This is a genomic window from Candidatus Hydrogenedentota bacterium (assembly GCA_035416745.1).
Taxonomy (GTDB): Bacteria; Hydrogenedentota; Hydrogenedentia; order Hydrogenedentales; family SLHB01; genus UBA2224.
Genome location: DAOLNV010000099.1, coordinates 1 through 16,763 on the forward strand (window position 1 = coordinate 1; position 16,763 = coordinate 16,763).

Genomic DNA, 16,763 nt, shown 5'->3' on the forward strand with positions numbered 1-16,763 from the left:
TTTTGGAGACCTGGCGGTCGAAAGAGTGGCTGGGTCGGGAGACCCCGCCACAGCGGAGAGACCCTGCCACAGCGGGGGAGCCACAGCGGGTGTAGTCAAGGCGTGTTGAACAATCGGGTTCAGTCGAGTGCCGCCCTCCATGTGGTTGGCTTTAACGGATAGGTGGAGAGGCGATCAGGAGGAAAACGGGCAAGCGTGCTTGCTCACGCATGAATTTGAGGGATATTGTTGTGCAGGCGGCGCTGGGTCCTTGCCGGGGATCGTTTCGGAGAGGGGCGGGTAGCGTTCGAGGACGCGTGCCAGGAGGGCAAGCAATGACATTGCATGGTGTCGTGATGGCGGCGGCGGTGTTGGCCACCCTGACAGCGGGGGCTGCGGAGGAAAGATGGGTTCTCTCGACGTCCGACACGCGGATCGGGCTCGAGGTGGCGGAGGGAGTCGTTCTCGTTCGTAAACTGGAGAGTTCAGGCATTTCGCACAATTGGGCGGGAGACGGGATGGCCGTGCCTTTGATGGCCACGGTGTGGGTTGCTGACGAGCTGCAGCAGGTACGTTGGGCATTTGTCGACGCTTCTCTGACGGAGGATGGGTCGATGCTCACGTTGACATTTCACAACGAGCGCCCGCGAATGGTCCTCAAGTCCGTCTGGCGGGCCCGGCCGGGGCCCGGCCCTGTGGAACACTGGCTTGCGCTGGAGAACCGGTCGGACACACGCATCACCGTCTCGCACCAGGATAGCTTGTCGCTTGAGGGACTGACTCCCGGCGCAGACTCCGCGGTGTGGTGGATCAGGCGCGGCGGCAGCAACGCAAGCACGCAAGGGGGGACGTATGTGGAACCGTTAACGCCCCAACTTGACCTGAATCTGGAGAGCAACTGCGACGACGGGGCCAGTCCGGTGCCGTGGCTGGCCGTGCAGTGCGGAGACGCGCACGGTCTCTATGTCGGCTGGGAGTTCTCTGGACTGGGCCGCGTTGCGGCACGGGCGGGTGAAGACGGCGCCACGCTGAATCTCGCTATCGGTCTCATGCCCGACTTCAAGACTGATGTTGCGCCGGGCGAGGTTTTCGAGGTCCCCCCGGCGTTTGCCGGGTGCTATTCGGGGGATATCGATGCGGGCGCCTATTCGCTTCACCAATGGATTCTGGCGTATCTGCGTCCGCCGGTTTCCGAAGGCATTCCTGACCCGATCCTTGCCTACAACCTCTATTTAGACGCAGGCGGGACGCGTGCGCGCGAGGCGGATGTTGTCCGGAGCGCGGAATTCTGCCGCGAAATCGGGTTCGAGGCGTTCATGCCCGACGCGATGTGGTTCCCGGCGTGCGGCGACTGGCGCTGGGATCCGAACCGGTTTCCCAAGGGGGCAAATCCGGTTGCCGACTATGTTCACGCATCGGGCATGCGGTTCGCCCTCTGGTGCGCATGGACAAACGGCGGCGTTTCGGAGGATCCGGGGGCATTGAGCGTGCGGGGGCCAGCCGGTCACCCGGACTGGTTCGACTCGGATTTCGCGGCCGACTGGCAGCCGGCCGCGTTCTCCGGAGGACGAGTCTGTCTTGCCTGTCCCGAGGCCCGCGAGTGGGCGACAGCAAAAACGCAATGGCTGGTTTCGCATCACAAGCTGGACTATCTGAAACACGATTGCGGGCCCATCGTGACGCATTGCTCCAAGACGACGCACCGGCATGGCTATGGCGTGGATACCAGCTACTGGGCCACGATGGGGTATTACCATGTCCAGGAGCAGTTGCGAAAGGCCTTCCCTGACATCCTTCTCGAGAACTGTTCCGGCGGCGGGCATATCAAGGATTTCGGCATTATCCAGCACACCCACTACACGGTGACGACCGACACGCTCTCCAACCTTCCGGACCGTCAGAGCATTTACGACTCGACGTTCGCATTCCCGCCGGTGTTGCTCCAAGCCTACACCTACGAGCGTTTCTACCAGGTTCCGGGAGACGAGCCCGGCTCGTACTTGTGGCGCAGCGCCATGATGGGGGCATGGCAGATCGATCCCACAAACACGCGCATCTGGACCGAGGATGAGGCAGCGTCAGCGCGACGCGACGCGCAGATATACAAGGGCTGGGTCCGTCCCATGTTAAAGGATGCTAAAGTCCATCATATCCTGCCGCGCCCGGACGGTATTCACTGGGACGGCATGTTCTACTGGTCGCCCAGCTTCAAACGGGGAACGCTGTACATTTTCCGTCCCGACGCGCAAGACGAAAGTATGGGGGTTCGCTTGAAAGGCCTGGATGATAGCCGAACTTATTGGGTGTGGAGCGAAGACGGCTCGGTCAAGGCTGGCGTGCACACTGGCGCCGATTTGATGGGGGTGGGCCTTTCCGTTGTCCTCCCAACCCGGTTCAGTTGCGATTTGGCCTATGTCCGGGACGCGGCGCTTGGCAAACCTTCGGGTCTCGAACCGCCGGGGGCTTTCCGGTTGGGAGAGGTTCGCCCGGAGAGCGACGCGTTTCAAGCTTCGGCCGAAGTCACGTGGACGGCCAGTGCGAATGCCCACAGCTACCGCATAACCGTCGCACGTGACGCCGAATTCAAGGAGGTTCTCGCGGACAAGAGAGTTATTGGCCAGTCTGCTCGATTCTCGAACCTTCCGCCGGACACGCTCTTGTTCTGGGCGGCGGAAGCCATCGGCTGGGGGGGCCGGCAGCCGCACGAGGGAGCATGCGGCTCTTTCACGACGTCCCCGTTGGCCGAGTTGCCGGGCGTGAGGTTCGTTTCAGACATGCCATGGGAGCGCGCCACGGCGGGCGCCAATAACACTGTGCACCGGGACACCAACTACTCCGGCCTCAAGATAGCCATCGGAGGAAGAGTCTTTCCGAAAGGCGTCTGGACACATTCCTTCGATGATGCGACACCCGCAGATCTCGCAGTAGGAATCGCGGGCGCAGGATTTGGGAGGTTTGTGGCCGATGCGGGCGTCGAAGACAGCGCCGGCGGGGGAAGCTTACAGTTCCAGGTGTTGCTGGACAACGCGCTTGCAGCGGAAAGTCCCGTCATGAAGCATGGCGACATCCATCATTTTGATGTGGACCTGTCTGGCGTGGCAGAGATTACTCTGCGGGTAATGAACGGCGGCGATGGCTATACATGCGACCACGCCGCGTGGGGTATGGCCAGGTTCATCAGCGCCGGGGTCTCGGACCCTTTGCAGGAATAGAACCGTATCGGCTGCATGCTATTCCTGTTTGGAAGCTTTGAAGGAAGTGTTGTTCTCGCTGGGAGGCCCAATTCCTCTGGCCGCCTGCCTCTTGACGGCCGGGCACAATAGGTCCATGATACTGACAATAGTGCGTTTTGTGTTGTGAGGAGGGCCGGCGGGGTATCCCCCAGAATCCAATACGAACAAAGGAGGCCTTGGCCGGAAGACAAGGAGGAGGCAGCCATGAGCCGTAGAGGTTTTACTCTTATTGAACTCCTGGTCGTCATCGCTATCATCGGAATACTGGCGGCGATTCTGTTGCCGGCGCTGGCACGTGCGCGCGAGGCCGCGCGCCGGGCAAGCTGCCAAAACAATCTGAAGCAAATGGGACTCGTATTCAAGATGTACGCGAGTGAATCACGGGGAGAAAAGTATCCGCCGGTGCGCCATCGCGCCGGAGACGACTGCTCGATAACGCTGGGCAACCTGGGAGGCGAGAACCGGACGGACCTGCTATGGTGTCCGAACGGCCCATCGATTTACCCCGAGTACCTCACGGACCTGAATGTGTTGTTGTGTCCATCGGATCCCGATTCGAGTCTGGTCGTGAGCGAGGGGGATTGGCATTGCGGACAGGATCCCGCGCAGCCGGTTTGCCCGTGCAACGTTTACCCGGCAAGTTATTTCTATTACGGGCTGGCGTTCGCTCCCAAGCATTACCTGCAGGCGCCCTGGCAGAACTACGTGAACAGTACGGCCGTCGGCCTGGCGGGGATCGTGACCTGGATTGACATGGGGTTTGTCACGGAATTCGCGGCTCTCACCGGCGACATGGGTGACGGCGTCGATGAAGCGTTCGAACGCGACCTCTCGTTCACGCACAGCACACTGGGGCCGCTCACCTGCTACCGGTTGCGCGAGGGCATCGAGCGGTTCTTCATCACGGACATCAACAATCCCGCGTCCAGCACACTGGCACAAAGCGAACTGGCGGTGATGCACGACGAGACGGCTTCGCGAAATTCCCGGCCGCCGCTCGTGGCGTTCAATCACATTCCGGGCGGAGGAAATGTGCTTTACATGGATGGACACGTCGAGTTCATTCGCTACCCCGGCAGCTGGCCGATCTGCAGCACTTGGGCAACGATCTTCGGCGAGTGGGTCGATTTCGTGTCGCTGTTCCCGTAAGACATTGCGTATCGCGTACAGAGCGTTTGGGGCATTTCTCAGGATCGCCGGGCCGGCGCCCGGCGGTCTTCTGTTTGCTGTCGAGCTGGCGCCCGGCGAATGCAGGTACCCTATCTCCTTAACTTGTTGAGATATCCGGCTAATACTGACAAACAACCTGTTGATGGCCTTGCGGCTGTGAAAGCACAACGGTTTCCATTTCCATAACAGCAGGCTCACCGTTGACCGTGACCATTTGGGGAGCGTTCCGGCTGGGATGGCGCAGTACAACGCGCAGTTCCACCGGCGCGCCGCCCGCCGGGGGGTCGATGTCAATCACGACAGCTTTTTCCGAGGCCTGGGTACGCAGGGCCATTTTTCCGTAATAGGTGGGGGCGTTTTCGATGGAGATCGATTGGCCGGAAACGAACCAGCGGCGCGGACAGCCTCGAAGCAGCCAGAGCACGCCCTGGTCCTGGTCGTCGATGACCATTCGCCGCAACATGTCGAGGAGGCGGCCATTACCCGAAGCATTCGGCTGGAACGGCGCGTAGTTGGCGTCGCTGACGTGGATGCGTTCGACCGTCTGATAGCAGTCTTGCGAAAGCCCGTAGGCCAGATTCGAGTACAAGACGAGCAGGGCTTTTTCGAGTTCGCCCCGGGCCAGAAAGTTCTGGAAATAGCCGCGCTCCGAGCTATTGACATACCAGTAGGGGTTCCGCTTCCCTAACTCTCTGGGTTCGTCCATCCGGTTCGTCAAGCCAATCATGGTGCCCCATGTCCGCTCAAGGTAGTCGAACATTGCGCTAAAACGTTCGTCGTTGCGGGCATCCAGCAATCCCGTCGCAAACATGCAACTTGGCCCGTCAGCCCACCACAGTCCCCCGTGTTCGCCTTCGCTCGCGGCAACCAGGTTAGGGATAAAGGGCAAACCAGTTTGGGGGTCGTCATATTGGGCTTTGGCCACTGCCTCGAGCAAGCAATCCCGGTACTCGGCCGCTTCCTGAGTCATACGTTCGGCCTCGGGCAACCCTGCCTCATGGAAGGCAGCGGCCATCTCCGTCATGCCTTTCCAAGTGAAAACATCAGAGAAGAAGAAATAGTGCCACCCCTCCCAGTCGTGAACGCGCCCCCGGGGCATCAGCCCGTAGTAAGGAACCTTCGCGCCGGTATCCGTGAACTGCCGCGTGCGTGCGCGTTCACCTTGAATCCAATCCCAAGCCGCCAGGATGCTCGCCTTGTTGTCGTTCAGCCAGACCGTGTCTCCCGAGTAGCGGTACTTGGCGGCCATTGCCCAAAGGATGGACCCGGTCTCGCAGGTCCAGCGCAGCAGGAAGTTGCCGGTGTAGCATCCATGGGCGGACTGTGTTTCGCCCTCTGGTTTCCGGCCCGGCTCGGCATACGGGCCAACACTCGACTGGCGTTCGGTGAAAAACCGGAGCGCCGGCTCGAGTTCCTGGTGATAGCCTGCCGCGCACATGGGCACGATCATGTGGGCGCACTCCCAGGGCCACACACCTTCCCACATGGGCGACTGAAAGGGTTCGTGCCACGGCCGCTCGGGATTTTTCCGGAGATTGTTGAGGCAGGATAGGAGCAGGTGCCGATAGAGGTCGTTCAAGCGGGGTTCCGGCGTAGTGAGTTTCATACCGGGTTCGAGGCCCTTGTCCCAATAGGTTTCGGCGCGCTCGAGCGCCGCCTCAAACGAGGTGTCGCGGAGCAGGCTGGCGTTCCTGGCCGGGAAAAAATCCGGCGCTCCCGCTATGGCCAGGTCGAGCGTTGCTGTCTCTCCCGGCTGCAACTCGAGGGTGAACTGCACGACGTTGCGAAGCAGTTCGGGGAGAAGCGGGTCCGCCGTATGAGTCGCAAACTCAGGAAACGCTTCGACTTGGACGGCGGAACCGGTTCGATATGCCAGCACGGCCTTGTCGCCCACGAACACCGTCGCCTGGTCCACTCGGATGTCAAGCGGCGGTTCGAGCCATCGTGACGCGGAGGCGAGAAACGGCCCGTAATTGGGATTTTGCGTTCCGTGCATCCGGCCAATAAGGACATAGAGCGGCACACGGCGCACTTGGCCACCGGGATTACGCAGAACCGTTCGGACCACGGCCACCTGCGGCTCGAGTCCGGTGACGGTTTCTTCGTCAGTTGGCAATATCGCCAATGCGGTCTGGTTCACCACGCAGGAGGCCGTTTTCCATTCGCTCTCGACTATCGGCTGGTAGCCTTTGTGCAGGCTGCGCGTGACCGCATACATGTCGGGCAACTGGAACGGCTCGCCGCATGCGAAGCCGAGACCGAACGCATCGTTGGCCCTTCCCAAGGCAACGGACAGGTCCGGCTGGACATGAATGATGTCCGAGGAGTACCGCGCCTGGATGGGTACCCGCTTGGTCATGGGGGCGGCCATCCCGGCGAGTTCGTCCCAGGTCACCTCGACGCCTTGTTGGGCGACCCCGTCAAGCGTGGGGGCTTCGAGGAACCGCTCCCACGCGCTGGTGTAGGCGGGGCTGGCCTGCTCGCGGGATTGGCGGTTGCGTTCGATGGCTTTTGCGTCTTCGCGTGCTGCTTGCCGGACCAGTTCGAAGTCCGGCGCGTCAACGGTGGCCGACAGCGTCAGGTCGTCGATAGCGGCGTCGGCCTCGTGTCCGTCCTGCACTCCCATCCAGCGGGTAACGCAAGGGAGTGAACCTACGTAGAACGCTTCGGGTTTCTGGGGCAAGCCTCCCGCGCCGTGCAACCGGTGCCGGAGCTGTCCGTCCACGTAAAGGGCGCGGCATTGCGCTGCCTGGTCCCAGCACACCATCAGGTGATGCCATTGTCCCGCGCGCCAATCCACCTTCGCGGCGAGTCCCTCGATAGCGCCATCTCCTCCGAAATAGACCACTCCTGGCCCGTCGCCGCCAAGGAAGCCCAGAACAATCCTGCCGCCGCCGTCCGGATTGGTGATTCCCCAGAAGAACCGGTCGCCAAATGCGTTGACGCTGTCCCAATCAGGTCTGACCCACAGGGAAAGCGTTCCCTGGTTCGGGTCAAAGTGAGGCGCGGCCGGATAGGTCAGCACCGCGCCCTCGGGAAACTCGGCGGCTTGGCCGGTTCGGCCCGGCGTAAGGCGCACGCCCGTGTTCGTGAGCGGCTCGGCGCCGTCATCCGCTGCCACACCGGCATCAAAGGAAAGCCGCAGCGGCGCCCCGGGCGTCTGGGCTACCGCCGCGGTCTCAAACGCAGCTACCAACGCAATCAGAAAAGACATCCATTGACTCCTCAACCGGCGGAGCGCGTGCGCGCCTTGTCCTCAGATTTCACTCAGACCGCGATGATAACAGTTTGTCCGCCCAGAAATACCCATTTGCTCTGGCATAGGCCCCCACCGCGGGCTTCGACAGGCCCGATGAGACCCGGCGTTGTAAGTTAGCCGCCGCGATAAGGTCTCCGCCCCGCCTACTCCGCACTCCTGTGACCAAACGCGTCTCGGAGGCAATTTGCGGATTAGCAGAGGCACAAGCGATGCCGGTTTGACTGGCGCAAGGGGTGCAACGCATAGTTCTTTTGCAGCGTGCAGATTCCGCAAGGTGCGCTCATTGACCGGGGATGAGGGTTTGAATCCGACTGCTGCAAGAGAACGGCTGCGTTCAGGAGGAATTATGAATAGTGCGGTATTGGCGGTGATGGGATGTGTGACCATTCTTGGGCAAGCGACGGATGCCGCGCCGGAGACGGGGGCCCGCCAGGGCGTGACGCTCTACGTGTCAAAACTGGGCAACAACACGGATGGCCTTTCGTGGGAGACGGCTTTCAACACGATTCAGGCCGCGCTGAGCGCCGTTCCTGACGACAAAGGCGGGCACCGCATCATCGTGCGGCCGGACACCTACATGGAGGCGATGTTGTCGCCGGCTTTCAGCGGCGCCGCAGGAGCGTACAATGAACTCATTGGCGACGCGGACGGCACTCTCGGTTCAGGGACTTCCGGCCACGTGGTCATCGATTCCGGCGACCCCGGCGCCGGATTCAAGAGCTACGACTGGTGGTCGACGATTCGGGCCACGTCTCAAGGCTGGTCACCCGAGCACACCGACCCGACGTTTTCGGCCATTATCTGGGACCGTTGGGTCCTGCGGAATCTCTACGCGACCGGCAGCGACGCCGGCCTCTTCTGGGATTGCACCAACCGTATAGAGCCGTTCACGATAGTTGTCGAGGACTGTGTGGGGATAGGGCGCGCGTTTGGCGGAGGCGTTGCGAGTTGCCTGTCGCGGCCCGACGAACCTATCGTGTTTCGCCGGTGCAATCTGTGGTCGCTCGACATGTGGGGCGATACGGCGGGCGGCTACGTGCGCATCGAAAACCCAAGCATGCCCGAACGTGCTGACGTGGTCTTCGAGGACTGCACGCTAGTGAGCCCGCAGTGCGCGTTGAAGGGTGGTAATTACGGGTTCCACACCTATATGCGCATCAAGGTTGAGCGGTGCCGCCTCGTGGCGCTGAATTTCTCGCAACCTGTTGGCACGCCCACGGACGGCATCATCCAGAGCGTACAGAACGGCAAGTACTTGCACGTAGACATGACCGACACCACCCTCATGGGATACAAGGTCTTCGGGGTCAAAGTCGACAAGGATTCCGAAGGCGCGATCGGATACACGGCCAAGGGCGCGGTCCAGGCATATGTTCAGTTCCAGCAAGGCATGCCGAAGGGCGTCCACCGCCTTCAACAGTGGCCGGTCGACGTGTTCCAGGCGATCGCGCCCCCTCCCCCGCTGTCCAGCAAGCCAATGATGATGAGCGTCGAGACGGTGGTCGAGAACATGTGCGAATTGTCGCCGGTAATCTGGAATGGACGTCTTTGTCACATGGAATGTGTCCGTCCGGGCAGCGGCGGCGTGAAGGAGGACTATTACCTGCTTGTCAAAGACGCGGAGACGGGCGATATTCTGGCAAAGTTCGCGGAGGGATACAGTCTCGCCTCGGCTTTTGTGCATGAGGGGATCTTCTACGCATTCGCATCGCGTTTCGAAAACGACACTTGGAATGATGTAACGATGTTCAAGTCGCGGGACCTTGCGAACTGGGAATCGAAGGTCGTCATCACGCAGGAAAACGAGAACCTTTTCAACAGCTCGGTTTGCGAGGGGCCGGACGGATTTGTGATGGCCTACGAATCGAACGAGCCGGCGTATCCGGCCTTTACGACCAAGTTTGCGCGGTCCAAGGACCTCGAGACGTGGACCAAGCTCCCCGATTCGACGTTTGGGACGAACCGTTATACGGCGTGCCCGTGTGTCCGGTTCGTGAACGGGTTCTACTATGTCCTGTACCTCGAGAACCGCCGCCCGCGTCACTATTTTGAGACGTACGTCACGCGCTCGAAGGACCTCGAGCATTGGGAACTGAGCGCGGCGAATCCCGTCCTCGCCCCCAAAACCCTCGACGAAAGCATCAACACTTCGGACCCGGACATCATCGAGCTTGACGGCAAGACTTACCTTTACTACTCGGCGGGCGATCAGCTCACGTGGATGAACATCAAGCGCGGGATGTATCCGTGCTCGATGCAGAAACTTTTCGAGGGGTGGTTCGCCACGCCCGGGATTCCCGACTGGGGTTCGATACTGAACCACAGGGCGCGCGTCGAAAAGGAGCAGGCTGCCGCCGCACAGAAGGCGGCGGAGGATGAAGCCCGCGCCGCCCGGGTGCAATGGTTTCGCGACGCCAAATTCGGCATGTTCGTGCACTGGGGCCCTTTCGCGGTGCACAGCAGCGATCCGAACGCAACGTACGACTATTTCGACATGAAGACGGACAGGGAGGCGCGGGCGGATTTCAAGAAGTACGCCCAACAGTTCAATTCCAAGTCGTTTGATGCGGCTGAATGGATGGAGACCGCGAAGAACGCGGGCGCGAAGTACGTCGTGTTCACGTCGAAACACCACGATGGCTACACCATGTTCGACAGCGCGCTGACGGATTACGACAGCGCGGATTACCCGCCAAAAGCCGACTACGTGCGCCAGTTGGTCGATGCAGCCCGTGCAGCCGGCCTCAAGATTGGATTTTACTACTCGATACTTGACTGGGATCAGCCCAGCTACACGGCTGACCTCCCCGCGTTCGTAAACGATTACCTGTTTGGGCAGGTGCGTGAACTGTGCACAAACTACGGGCCCATCGACTGTGTCTGGTTCGATGGCGAATGGGACCATCCGGCCAGCACGTGGCGCGCGCCCGAACTGACCGCCATGATCCGCGAACTACAACCGGCTGCCCTCATCAACGATCGGCTCGGTCTGGGAGAACGCGGGGTGACCCGCCTCTGCGATTTCTACACTCGTGAGCAACCGTCGGAAGTGAACGTCGCGATGGGTTTTGAGCGCGAGAAACCATTTCCCTGGGAAGCATGCGTGACCATCGGCGACTACTGGCAGTTCTCCATCAAGGACACGAGGTTCAAGAGTCCGCAAGAACTCGTGCGGGTCCTTGTTGACGTTGTGAGCCGGGGCGGAAACCTGTTGTTGAACGTCGGGCCAACGCCTGATGGCGTGATCCCCGATGCTCTCACGGAACGTCTCATGGCGATAGGCGCCTGGCTCGAGGTGAACGGTGAGGGAATCTATGGAACTTCGGGGTCGCCTTTCGGGCCGCTTCCCGCAGGCGAGGGAGGCGCCGCGCCGAAATGCACCACCAAGGGGGCGCGCCTCTATGTTCACCTGGAATCGCGTCCCGGCGATAGACTGGCGTTGCCGGGACTCCAGAACGGCATCATCTCGGCCCGTTTCCTGAGAACCGGCGCCGCGGTCGAGTTCGACAACGCCGCAAAGACGATCACGTTACCGAAAGACTTGCCCGACGATATCATGACCACGATCGAGATCGAGCTGGACGGCGAACCGCGCATCGAGTGACTTGGCCGATTGACCAGGCAACGATGGTGAATGGAATGGAGCACCGGGTATGATTGCGAGCAGGCGTGTTCGCGCGTACAAGGTCTGAGAGGGGCGCAATCGAACACAGGGAGAACGCACACATCATGGAAAAGAGACTTTGGCCCGTAATGATCGCATGCATGGTAAGCATGGCGGCCCTGGCACAGCCCGAGAGCGGGCGCCAAGGCGTCACGATCTACATATCCAAACTGGGCGACAACTCGGACGGCTCGTCGTGGGAGAGGGCGTTTCACACCATTCAGGCGGGCTTGTCGGCGGTTCCGGACGACAAAGGCGGCCACCGGGTCGTGATTCGGCCCGATACATATGCCGAGGCCAATCTGGACCCGGCGTTCAAGGGAGCGCCCGGGGCATACAACACGCTGATCGGCGATTTTGATGGCAGCCTGGGTTCGGGTGCGACGGGCTGGGCTGTCATCGACTCCGGCGCTCCCGAAGTCATCGTGCGGACCGACCCGGACAGCCGCGCGGGAAATCCGTATTGGAAATTGCTGAACGAGGGCGAGCCGAAAAACGAGTGGGGATTCAAGAGCATTGACTGGTGGGGTACCGGCTTGTGCTCGCCGACGCATTCCTGCATCCTCTGGGACCGGTGGGTTCTCAAGAATCTGTATACGGCCGGGGCTGAAGGGGCGGGATGGGACCTTACCATCGACAAGGGCGCTGAGTTCACCGCCGTTGCCGAGCATTGCGTCGCCATAGGCCGGTTTTCGGGGTTTTGCGTGGGCGCATTTGTGGGCAGGCCTGACGAACCGGTCGTGATTCGGGATAGCTACTCGATGTGCCTCGACTGGTGGGGTGATGCAGCCGGGATATACATCCGCGCAGAAAACCCACAGCCGAACGACTATCCCGACGTTGTCATCGAGAACTGCACCCTTGTGGGCCCCGACAACGCGCTTCAGGTGGGCAATCCGGGGTTCGAGGGATACACGCGCGTTCATCTCAAGGATTGCCGGCTATTCTCGCTGAACTTTTCGCAACCACACGGCCAGCCTTCCACGGGCGTGATTTACCACACGCTGGACGGCAAACTGCTGCACGTGGAATTGGAGAACTGCCTGTTGTCGGGGTTCAAGATTTTCGGCAGCGGCGGCAAACAGTTCGGTTGCGGCGAACGCCCGGAGGGCGGACCCATCTCGTACTCGCTCAAGGGTAATGTGCGGGCGTACGTGCATTACACACAGCCCGTGCCGGAAGGCATGGAACGGTTGCGTTTCTGGCCGGTGGCGGATTTCGAGCATGTACTCCCGCCGGAGTGTCACAATCCCAAACAGTAATTCCGGTGAGAATCAGACATAGGAGGCGGCCATGAAACCTGTCCAGACCTCGTTGCGCACATTGGCGTTGTTGGGCTTGGCGATGACCGGCATCTTCGGGACCGGCGGCGCGGAGGCTCAAGCGCCTCAGCCTGCGAACCCATACGCGGTGCCGAACCCGGTTTTGATTAAGGCCCCTTTCACGTTTTCGGGCATGCGGATGGAAAACACGCCCGTGATCTTCCAAGGCCGGCCGTTGCTGGTCCAGAACTACCGTTCCGGCGAGGTCAAGGCGGCGGGGTTCTATCTGTTTGTCGAAGATCTGCTCACCAGCCAGGAACTTTCGCGATTCGGCGAGACGTTCTCCTTCGTGAGCGCCTTCGTGAATGGAGACGAATTGAACGTTTTCGCTACCGAGAATACCGATGACGACTGGACTCACGACATCTACCGGTTCACGTCAACCGATCTGAAGAGCTGGACCAAAGAGCTCGTGATCAAGCGCCACGAAGGCGAACACCTCTTCAATGCCTCCGTGTGCAAGGATGACCAAGGGTATGTCATAGCGTTCGAGTCGAATATGCCGGTGCAGTGGAGTTTCAGATTCGCGAGATCACAAGACCTTTCAAAGTGGGAAGAGGTCGAAGGCATCCAGTTCTCTGACCTGGCTGAGCAGACCGCGTGCGCAAACCCCTGCATCCGGTATTTCGCGCCCTATTACTATGTAATCTACGGCGCGTGGCGCTGGAAAGGGCCGGGAGTCTGGTATGAGTACGCTCTCGATTCGACGAAGTACATCACTCTGATCGCGCGTTCGAAAGACCTCGCAACCTGGGAGTTGAGTCCCACCAGGTACCCGATGCTGGACGTGGCGCCGGGCGAGGGCATCAACAACACCGATGCGGACCTGTTTGAATTCGAGGGAAGCACCTACGTGTATTACGCCAACGGCAACCAGCAGGAGTGGTCGAACATCCGCGTTGCCATGCATCCTGGACCCTTGAAGGCCTTTCTCGAAAGCTACTTCCCGGAAGGCGTGACCAAGATCACGTTCGACGCAAGACAGGGAAAATACACGTACCCCGAGAAATAGCGGCCCTCCGGCGAAGACCGGCAACAAGGGAGCAGCTTGACAGCCTTCGAGGACAGACACATACTGAGCGAAGTGGGCCCTTGACCTGCGGTTCGGGCGGCGTGGCAGGTATGGCGAGGCGTTGAATAGTCTTTCGGAGCGGATTTCCGCGGCTATTCGTTTTGGGGCCTGCCTTGCACCGGCCCTGGAGGGAAGGCTGTCATGCGGTGCTTGTCTCGTGTGCTCGTGTGCGCGTTTCCGATTCTCTGTGCCGCTTTACTCAGCGGATGCCCCAATTTGCCCCCAGCGCACTTCAGCGTAGAGCCGGAAGCCGTCGAGATCATCATCGGCGGGGACGTCTCGCTGTCCGTTACGTCCGATGACTCTGAAGACACGTCTGTACTGTGCGTATCAAGCAACCCAAGGGTGGTTCGGGGGGATTCGACGGCGAAGGCGTATGGACTCGGCCTCGGAACGGCGAAACTGACTGTGAAGGGCACTCACAGCGGCGAGAGCGTGACGATCGACGTGACGGTCGTCGCGCCCCCGGACTTCAACATGAGCCTGCCTGCGGACCCCGCGCTGTGCGAGCCCACTCTGGAATGCACGGCGGCGATGTCTTCAGTGAATTGCACCTTGAACTTCAGCGGGATCGCGGCGGAGATCGTGGCTTACCAGCAGACGCTGTACCATCGTCTCCTGCTGATGGGGGCGGAACGCATCCAGACTCCGGGCATGCCGGAACTGCCGGTCTATACGCTCCACGTGGCCATACCCGTGGACATCAAGACCGGCAAGCGCGCCGCCTGGAATATTACGGTCACGCCGGAGCTGGAACAGACCATCAGCGGCATCCTCGTGTATCCCGCGCAGCCGGCCCCGTGGCTTGAGGATTCCGAGGAATTGAAGGAAGAACAGACGCGCCCGGAATTCGTATACGACAAGATCGTCTACGGGTCTTCGGATCCGTTCCCCGAGTGGACCTATCAGGAGGAAGCATCTCAGGTTGGAAATCTCCATGTCCTGAGCATTCGAGTTTCCCCCATTCGTTTCGTTCCGAAGGCGCGGGAACTTGTGCTGGCGCGCCGCCTGCGGGTCGACGTGAGTTTTTCGGGTATTCCTTCGCCAATGTTGCCGGGAGTACTCGGGGATTTCACGGCAATCCAAGCGCCGGGCGCGGAGGAGTGGCTGGCGAACGAGATGCTGAACCGCGAGATGATTCCCGTGATCACCGCAGACGATCTTTCACGGTCACTCGCTTCAATGGACAGGGTCCTTGTGCACGACGAGGCATTTGAATTGCTCATCATCACCCGGCCCGACCTGTACAGCGAGGCGCGCCGTCTTGCGCTTCACCGTCAGGACACGGGAACCCGGACCTATCTCGCATCGCTGGACGATGACGATTATCCCGATGCGGAATCTATCCGGGAGTTCGTGATTGCGCTTGACGAGTCGAACCGCCTGCCGCTGTACGTGGCGCCGGGCCCCGCGGCGATGTCGGCGATACTGCTCTTCGGCGACGCGGAACTCATCCCGCCGCACCAGGGCATGAACGTGCGGGGCGCGCCAGACCCGACGGGTCTGCTGGACTACGTCGTAACGGTAGGAACAGACCTGCCGTATGCGGCGATTCGCGGGGACGACCAACAGCCCGATGTCGCCATCGGCCGTATTTCCGTGGACACACCGGATGAGGCCGGCGCGGTGGTAGACAAGATTCTGCGCTACGAGCAGCGCCCGGCCGCTGAGATCCCTGGATACGCCGAGACGTACTCCTATTTTGACGACGTGGTCTGGCCAGCGGCGATACTCTTCTCCAGGCTCGAACTGGAACAAGGCAGCACGACGGTCTTCGGCTCGGGCGTTGGCTTCACGGGGATGGTGCTTCCCGGAGACTACCTCCAGGTACTCACAAGCGGGCTTCCGGATCCGCCCTGGATGGAGGTGGCTTCGGTCATCAGCGACACGGAGCTGGCACTGGTCAACCCCTATGACCGCCCGCCCAACAGCGAGGGCGACTACGGAATCATCGGCCAGAGAGACGGCCAGGATGACTGGGAGTTCTTCGTCGGGGCTGAGCGCGTACGCGAGTTTCTTTCAGACCGGGGCGTAACCGTGCGGTTCGGCTACACGCGCAGCGGCGGTCCTCAACCCGTCGCGGACTTCTATGGCGACCCTCTGGCGCCGGACCTGGCCGCCTACGGCTGGAATGCGGCCGCGGCGGACATCCAGGCCAACTGGAGCGAGGGCGTCGAGGGGATCATCGTCCACACCGACCACGGTCACATTTTCGGGTGGGGACATCCCGCGTTTCGGGCCGGAGATCCGGAATCGGAAAATCCGGGAGACATTATCCCGATGGTGGACCCCGAAACGGCATGGTACCCCATTGTTTTCAGCATGAACTGTGACTCGGGCTGGTTCGACAACGAGACTGACAAGGTTCGATTCGGCTTCGGGCTCACCGAGATTCCACAGACCGGCCCGAATGCCGAATGTTTCTGTGAACGGACTTTGCGCTATCCCGGCGGCGGCGCGGTCGCGCTCGTAGGGGCCTGCCGGGGCGGGGACGCTGACGCCAATGACCGCCTGCTCGATGGCCTTTTTGCGGCGTTGTACCCGGACTATGCGGAGGGCAGCATCAGCCCCTGGAAAGTGCGTCCCGAATTCGACCGGCTGGGGGCGGCATTCCGTTGGGCCATGTTTCACCAGCGCCACTGGCTTGGCACCGATGTCGTCCGCGCTGACTACAACGAGCAGATTTACCACCTTCATGGCGATCCCATGCTCATGATGCGCCTGCCGGGGTCGTAGCGGGCAGTTCGAATTGGATACAATGAAGGGTAGTGCACCGGCGCCGCCTGTGCACCGTGTGGAATCTTGTTCCTAGGGGGTCCTGTGTCTGGTAGAATACTGCGGTGCGTTATCAAGGCGCGTTTGGGCTCTCTAACGATTAAGGGGGTATTACGCCTGCTATGAACATGCAAATACTTGACTGGATAGTCTTGGGTGGCATGATCGTCTTCATCTGTTGGTCGGCCTACGCCACCAGCAAGTATACGCGGAGCGTGTCGGATTTCCTGGCGGGGAACCGCTGCGCGGGCAAGTACCTGTTAGGGGTGGCAGACGGGATTGCGGGCCT

General features: G+C 60.8%; 7 protein-coding genes. 6 read left to right on the top strand and 1 reads right to left on the bottom strand.

The window, feature by feature from the left end:
- Positions 1 to 314: 314 nt before the first annotated feature.
- Positions 315 to 3,191, top strand: a complete 2,877-nt coding sequence (locus tag PLJ71_19990) for an NPCBM/NEW2 domain-containing protein (protein ID HQM50973.1) — start codon at positions 315 to 317, stop codon at positions 3,189 to 3,191.
- Positions 3,192 to 3,416: 225 nt separating this feature from the next.
- Positions 3,417 to 4,361, top strand: a complete 945-nt coding sequence (locus PLJ71_19995; protein HQM50974.1) for a DUF1559 domain-containing protein — start codon at positions 3,417 to 3,419, stop codon at positions 4,359 to 4,361.
- Between the two features lie 139 nt (positions 4,362 to 4,500).
- Here PLJ71_19995 and PLJ71_20000 read toward each other — a convergent pair whose 3' ends face one another.
- Positions 4,501 to 7,596, bottom strand: a complete 3,096-nt coding sequence (locus tag PLJ71_20000) for a hypothetical protein (protein HQM50975.1) — start codon at positions 7,594 to 7,596, stop codon at positions 4,501 to 4,503.
- A gap of 391 nt (positions 7,597 to 7,987) precedes the next feature.
- Here PLJ71_20000 and PLJ71_20005 point away from each other — a divergent pair, with 391 nt between their 5' ends.
- The 4 genes from PLJ71_20005 to PLJ71_20020 all read left to right on the top strand — a co-directional run bounded on the left by PLJ71_20005 (position 7,988) and on the right by PLJ71_20020 (position 16,435).
- Positions 7,988 to 11,245 carry an alpha-L-fucosidase gene (locus PLJ71_20005; protein HQM50976.1) on the top strand — a complete coding sequence of 1,086 codons (3,258 nt, stop codon included), beginning with the start codon at positions 7,988 to 7,990 and terminating at the stop codon, positions 11,243 to 11,245.
- A 125-nt stretch (positions 11,246 to 11,370) separates the two neighbouring features.
- Complete coding sequence (locus PLJ71_20010; GenBank protein ID HQM50977.1) at positions 11,371 to 12,567, top strand: hypothetical protein; 1,197 nt, start codon at positions 11,371 to 11,373, stop codon at positions 12,565 to 12,567.
- Positions 12,568 to 12,598: 31 nt separating this feature from the next.
- Positions 12,599 to 13,639, top strand: coding sequence for a hypothetical protein (locus tag PLJ71_20015; GenBank protein HQM50978.1), 1,041 nt, complete (start codon positions 12,599 to 12,601; stop codon positions 13,637 to 13,639).
- A 201-nt stretch (positions 13,640 to 13,840) separates the two neighbouring features.
- A complete protein-coding gene (locus tag PLJ71_20020; GenBank protein ID HQM50979.1) occupies positions 13,841 to 16,435 on the top strand; it encodes a C25 family cysteine peptidase in 2,595 nt (864 codons plus the stop codon).
- Positions 16,436 to 16,763: the final 328 nt, after the last annotated feature.

What these genes read in the sequence shown, in the direction of transcription:
- PLJ71_19990 (HQM50973.1), top strand. Translation starts at nt 315, where the DNA reads ATGACATTGCATGGTGTCGTGATGGCGGCGGCGGTGTTGGCCACCCTG.
- PLJ71_19995 (HQM50974.1), top strand. Translation starts at nt 3,417, where the DNA reads ATGAGCCGTAGAGGTTTTACTCTTATTGAACTCCTGGTCGTCATCGCT.
- PLJ71_20000 (HQM50975.1), bottom strand. Translation starts at nt 7,596, where the DNA reads ATGTCTTTTCTGATTGCGTTGGTAGCTGCGTTTGAGACCGCGGCGGTA.
- PLJ71_20005 (HQM50976.1), top strand. Translation starts at nt 7,988, where the DNA reads ATGAATAGTGCGGTATTGGCGGTGATGGGATGTGTGACCATTCTTGGG.
- PLJ71_20010 (HQM50977.1), top strand. Translation starts at nt 11,371, where the DNA reads ATGGAAAAGAGACTTTGGCCCGTAATGATCGCATGCATGGTAAGCATG.
- PLJ71_20015 (HQM50978.1), top strand. Translation starts at nt 12,599, where the DNA reads ATGAAACCTGTCCAGACCTCGTTGCGCACATTGGCGTTGTTGGGCTTG.
- PLJ71_20020 (HQM50979.1), top strand. Translation starts at nt 13,841, where the DNA reads ATGCGGTGCTTGTCTCGTGTGCTCGTGTGCGCGTTTCCGATTCTCTGT.